General features: G+C 67.8%; 5 protein-coding genes. 2 read left to right on the top strand and 3 right to left on the bottom strand.

Going from position 1 to position 4,429, the window contains the following annotated elements:
• Positions 1-67: 67 nt before the first annotated feature.
• The 3 genes from nrdR to LQV45_RS18860 form a co-directional block, all read right to left on the bottom strand.
• Complete coding sequence (gene nrdR, locus LQV45_RS18870; RefSeq protein WP_028275865.1) at positions 68-571, bottom strand: transcriptional regulator NrdR; 504 nt, start codon at positions 569-571, stop codon at positions 68-70.
• 103 nt (positions 572-674) lie between these two features.
• Entirely contained in the window at positions 675-2,027 is a 1,353-nt protein-coding gene (hisD, locus tag LQV45_RS18865) for a histidinol dehydrogenase (RefSeq protein WP_374208246.1), read from the bottom strand.
• Positions 2,028-2,056: 29 nt separating this feature from the next.
• Positions 2,057-2,635 (bottom strand): hypothetical protein, encoded by a 579-nt coding sequence (locus LQV45_RS18860; RefSeq protein WP_230008336.1) that lies wholly within the window; start codon positions 2,633-2,635, stop codon positions 2,057-2,059.
• Positions 2,636-2,830: 195 nt separating this feature from the next.
• Between LQV45_RS18860 and LQV45_RS18855 the strand changes: the two genes are divergently transcribed.
• The gene (locus tag LQV45_RS18855; protein WP_018772361.1) at positions 2,831-3,289 is read left to right on the top strand and encodes a flavin reductase family protein; all 459 of its coding nucleotides are present in this window, start codon (positions 2,831-2,833) and stop codon (positions 3,287-3,289) included.
• A gap of 140 nt (positions 3,290-3,429) precedes the next feature.
• Positions 3,430-4,146 (top strand): DUF4397 domain-containing protein, encoded by a 717-nt coding sequence (locus tag LQV45_RS18850; protein ID WP_230008335.1) that lies wholly within the window; start codon positions 3,430-3,432, stop codon positions 4,144-4,146.
• Positions 4,147-4,429 lie beyond the last annotated feature (283 nt).

Genomic DNA, 4,429 nt, shown 5'->3' with positions numbered 1-4,429 from the left:
CCCTCCGCTGCCACCACCGGAGTCTGTGGTGGATCCTGGGACGCCGTCGCCAGGACAATCAGGACATTTACGACGGCGCCTGCAGCGGCCGCTTGTCCGGGCTCTTGCCGTCCCGGCCCTTGGTCTCTGCCTCATGGCGAAGCAGGGAAATCGCCGATTCGAAGTCCTCGAGCGATTCGAAGGCCTGGTAGACGCTGGCGAACCGCAGGTAGGCGACCTCGTCGAGACGCTGCAGCGGCTCCAGGATCGCCAGCCCGACTTCGTGGGCCTCGATTTCGGCGGCGCCGGAGCCCCGGATCGCCTCCTCGACTTCCTGCGCCAGCAAGGCGAGATCGTCTTCGGTGACCGGGCGGCCCTGGCAGGCCTTGCGCACGCCGTTGATGACCTTGCTGCGGCTGAACGGCTCGCCGACCCCGGAGCGCTTGATGACGGTCAGGCTCGTGGTTTCCACGGTGGTGAACCGGCGGCCGCATTCGGGGCACTGCCGGCGGCGCCGGATGGCGGAGCCGTCGTCGGCGATCCGACTGTCCACGACGCGCGAATCAGGGTTCCGGCAGAACGGGCAATACATGTCGGTTCCTCCCCTGTCGCAATCCGCTGTGACCTCAGTTTACGACTAGATGTAGCTGAATAACAAGCCTGTAATTACTACATGTAGTGGTCTGGGTCCTGAACTACCGGGCGGCGAACCGCACCGTGACGGCCTCGCCATGCGCCGGCAGGTCCTCCGCGCCGGAGAGGCTGACGATATGGCCGCTGACCTGCTCCAACGCGGCCCGGCTGTAGTTGATGACCTGGATGGCGCGCAGGAACGTGGTCACATTCAGTCCGGAGGAGAAGGCCGCGGTGCCGCTGGTGGGCAGCACGTGGTTGGAGCCGGCGCAATAGTCCCCCAGGCTCACGGGGCTGTAGTCCCCCACGAAGATCGCACCGGCGCTGCGGATCCGGCCGGCCACCCGGGCGGCGTCGGCGGTCATGATCTCAAGGTGTTCCGCGGCGTACGCGTCGCAGGCGGCAATGCCCTGCTCCAGGTCCTCGACCAGCACCACCCCGGACTGCGGGCCCGAGAGCGCCTCGCGGACGCGGCTGGAGTGCTTGGTGGCAGCGGCCTGCCGCTCAAGCTCCACGCGGACCTCTGCGGCGAGGGCTTCGGAGTCGGTGAACAGCACCGATGCAGCCTTGGGGTCGTGCTCGGCCTGGCTGATGAGGTCCGCGGCCACGAGGGCAGGACTGGCGGTGGCGTCCGCGAGGATCGCGATCTCCGTGGTGCCGGCCTCGGAATCGATCCCGACAACCCCTTTAACCAGGCGCTTGGCGGTGGCCACGAAGATATTGCCCGGACCGGTGACGACATCCACGGGGTCGATCCCGGGGAGGTGGCCGCCGTCGGACGCGTCGGCCGGGATGCCGTAGGCGAAGGCCGCAATGGCCTGCGCCCCGCCGATCGCGTAGACCTCCTCGATGCCCAGCAGGCAGGCCGCAGCCAGGATCGTGGGGTGCGGGAGGCCGCCGAAGTTCTTTTGCGGCGGCGAGGCCAGGGCAATCGATTCGACGCCGGCGGCCAGGGCCGGGACCACGTTCATGATCACCGAGGACGGGTAGACCGCCAGGCCGCCGGGGACATAGAGCCCCACGCGCGCCACCGGCACCCAGTTCTGGCTGACGACGGCACCCTCGCCGAGTTCGACGTCGATGTTCGCCGGGCGCTGGGCGTCGGCGAAGGCGCGGGCCCGCTTGATGGACTCCTCCAGGGCCGCGCGGACGGCGGGATCCAGGTTCTCGAGGGCTGCACGCAGCGCCTCGGCCGGGACGCGGGGATGCGTCTGCTCGACGCCGTCGAAAGCCAGTGCCAGCTCCCGCAGTGCGCCGAAACCCCGCGCGCGGACGGCGGAGATGATATCCAGGACCTTGCCCTCGGCGTCGGCCATCGTCCCGGACTGTGCCCGGGGCACGGCTGCGCGGAGTCCGGCGAGAGACAGGTGCGCACCGCGCACGTCCACCGTGCGGAAGTTAAGGGCGGCGGTCATCGGGGTCACGGGGCTGTCAGGAGTTAGGCTCACCCGATCATTTTACGTGCCCCGCCGCGGCGGGGTTTGCCGCCGTTGCCCGGGAAGAGGCTGTTCAGGAAGATGGCCAGGGCGATCGCTGCCGGCCAGATGGCGAGGACCGCATAGGAGCGCAGGGAGAAAGCGACGCTGGCGCTGGCCGAAGTATCTGCCGGCGCTCCCCACCATTGGGCGCTGAGCACACCGGTTCCCCACGCGATGAGCGCACCGGCAGCGCCGGCGAGGACCACGAGGACAACAGTGCCGGGGCCGGGCTGCTGGTGCTTGTTGCCGGCGACGAACGACCCGGCAATGCACCCTGCGAGCAGGCACAGCCCCGCCAGCACAAGGTCCCGGGGCAGCCAGGTGGCGGTGTTGGTGCCGGCGGCGAGGTCAGGGTTTCCGGTCAGGAGATTCAGGCCCGACGGCGCCAGAAGCCACCAAAGCAGCCCCACCGGGATGCCGGCGGCCGCGATGACCGCGGCCTTCCGCCATGTCCCCCCGGAACCGGGCTGCCCCTCGGGACGCCGCTCGGGCTGTGCGGGCTCCCCGGCGTGGTGGACGGGGCCGTCGACTGCGGACTGTGTCATGCAACAAACCGTAACAAGGATTCCCGCGGCGCATGACGCCGGCCGGCAGCACATGACGGGAGACGTAAAGAAAATGCCGCACTCGATTCCCCTGCGCAATACGCTGGCAGAGTAGAAGTACGACACGCACGTGCAGCAGGGAGTTGGATCGCAGTGGCCACAGATGAAGGTATTTTCGAGGGAACATTCAGGGAAATGTTCCGCCGGCACGCGGCGGGCGTGGCCATCATCACGGCCAACCACAACGGCGTCCCGTTCGGATTCACGGCGACCTCCGTGGCCTCTCTGTCCGCCAAGCCGCCGCGCTTTACGTTCAACATGGCCAGGACCTCCAGCTCGTGGCCGGCCGTGGCGAACACGACCTACATTGGCGTGCACATGCTCGGGCTGGAAAACCAGGAGCTCGCCGACCGTTTCGCCCGGGCCGGCAACCGGTTCGACGGCGACCACTGGGAGCTCGGACCCCACGAGGTGCCCGTGCTCAAGGGAGTCAGCGGCTGGCTGATCGGCAAGGTCCAGATGCGGCTCTCCTTCGAGAACAACGCGGTCGTGGTGGTCGAGGTGGTGGAGGGCCAGGTCGGCGACGACGGTGTTCCCCTGCTCTACCACTCCGGGGCCTACAGCCAGCCCGTTCCGCTCGACTACGAGATCTGACAGACGCCTCTACGGGCCACGGAAAATTAACACGGCACATTAAAACTTCCCCGGTGGTGCATCCGGCGACGGCCTTCGGCCGGTAATAAGGGTGTAAGCACAACCACCGCCCCCATGTGGGCCCCGATGAGGAGTTGGAAATGCGCAAGACACTCTCTGCAGCCACCGGAGCAATGACGCTGCTGGCAGCACTGGCCCTGGCCGCCCCGGCCCAGGCCGGGACCTGGCATCACCGCGACGAGGGGACGGCAAAACTGTCCGTCCTCCACGGCGTTCCGGGCCTTACCGTCGATGTCTGGGTCGACGGCAAACTCGCCCTGGACAACTTCAAACCGGGCACATTGGCCGGGCCGTTGAACGTCCCCGACGGAGACCACAAGGTCGCCATCACCGGCGCCGACGCCACCAGCGCCGACCACCCCGTGATAGGCCCGGTCACAGTGGACCTCGAAGAAGGTCGGGACTACACAGCGGTCGCACATCTGGCCGCTGACGGGACGCCCACGGCCACCCTTTTCACCAATGACACCTCCGCCAGCCCGGATGGAAAGGGCAAGCTGACCGTCCGGCACGTCGCTGCGGCCCCCGCCGTCGATGTCCTGGCCGGTGGCAACGCGGTCATTGAGGGACTCACCAACCGGCATCAAAAGACCCTCACTCTCAAGGCCGGAACCGTCCCGGCCTCGGTCGCAGCCGAGGGAACCACTGCCCCGCTGATCGGCCCGGCCGACATCAAGGTCACTGCGGGGAAAAACACCATCGTCTATGCCTGGGGAAGCCTCGCCGACAACAACCTTGGGGCCGCCGTACAGGTAGTGGACTCCTCATCGCGCGGACACAAAGGCCACCACGAGTAAGCCAACCGGAGCTCCAGCAGGCATCCTGTTTTCTCGCCCGGTGGGGTCGCATCAACCGCGGCCCCACCGGCACGCACACAGTGACAGCCCGGAAGGCTGACCCAGTTGGACCATGGCGGAGTCCCCGCGCGAGCGGCATAATGTGGTGCAACAGGGGCCACTGCCGCTCAAAGGAGCACCTGATGGAGGCTGCCGCATCGCACGATTGGGACTCCCGTCTCGACCACGCATTTGCCGGCGGCGACGAACGCGTCCTCGCGGAGGCGTACCGACGGTTCAGTCC

The organism is Microbacterium sp. Bi128 (assembly GCF_918698205.1).
The sequence above is the reverse complement of the archived record's forward strand: the minus strand, read 5'-3'. Positions and strand labels throughout refer to the sequence as shown.

Bases quoted from the DNA above. Each gene is read 5' to 3' on its own strand.
- LQV45_RS18850 (WP_230008335.1), top strand. From the start codon at position 3,430: ATGCGCAAGACACTCTCTGCAGCCACCGGAGCAATGACGCTGCTGGCA.
- LQV45_RS18860 (WP_230008336.1), bottom strand. From the start codon at position 2,635: ATGACACAGTCCGCAGTCGACGGCCCCGTCCACCACGCCGGGGAGCCC.
- LQV45_RS18855 (WP_018772361.1), top strand. From the start codon at position 2,831: ATGTTCCGCCGGCACGCGGCGGGCGTGGCCATCATCACGGCCAACCAC.
- nrdR (WP_028275865.1), bottom strand. From the start codon at position 571: ATGTATTGCCCGTTCTGCCGGAACCCTGATTCGCGCGTCGTGGACAGT.
- hisD (WP_374208246.1), bottom strand. From the start codon at position 2,027: ATGACCGCCGCCCTTAACTTCCGCACGGTGGACGTGCGCGGTGCGCAC.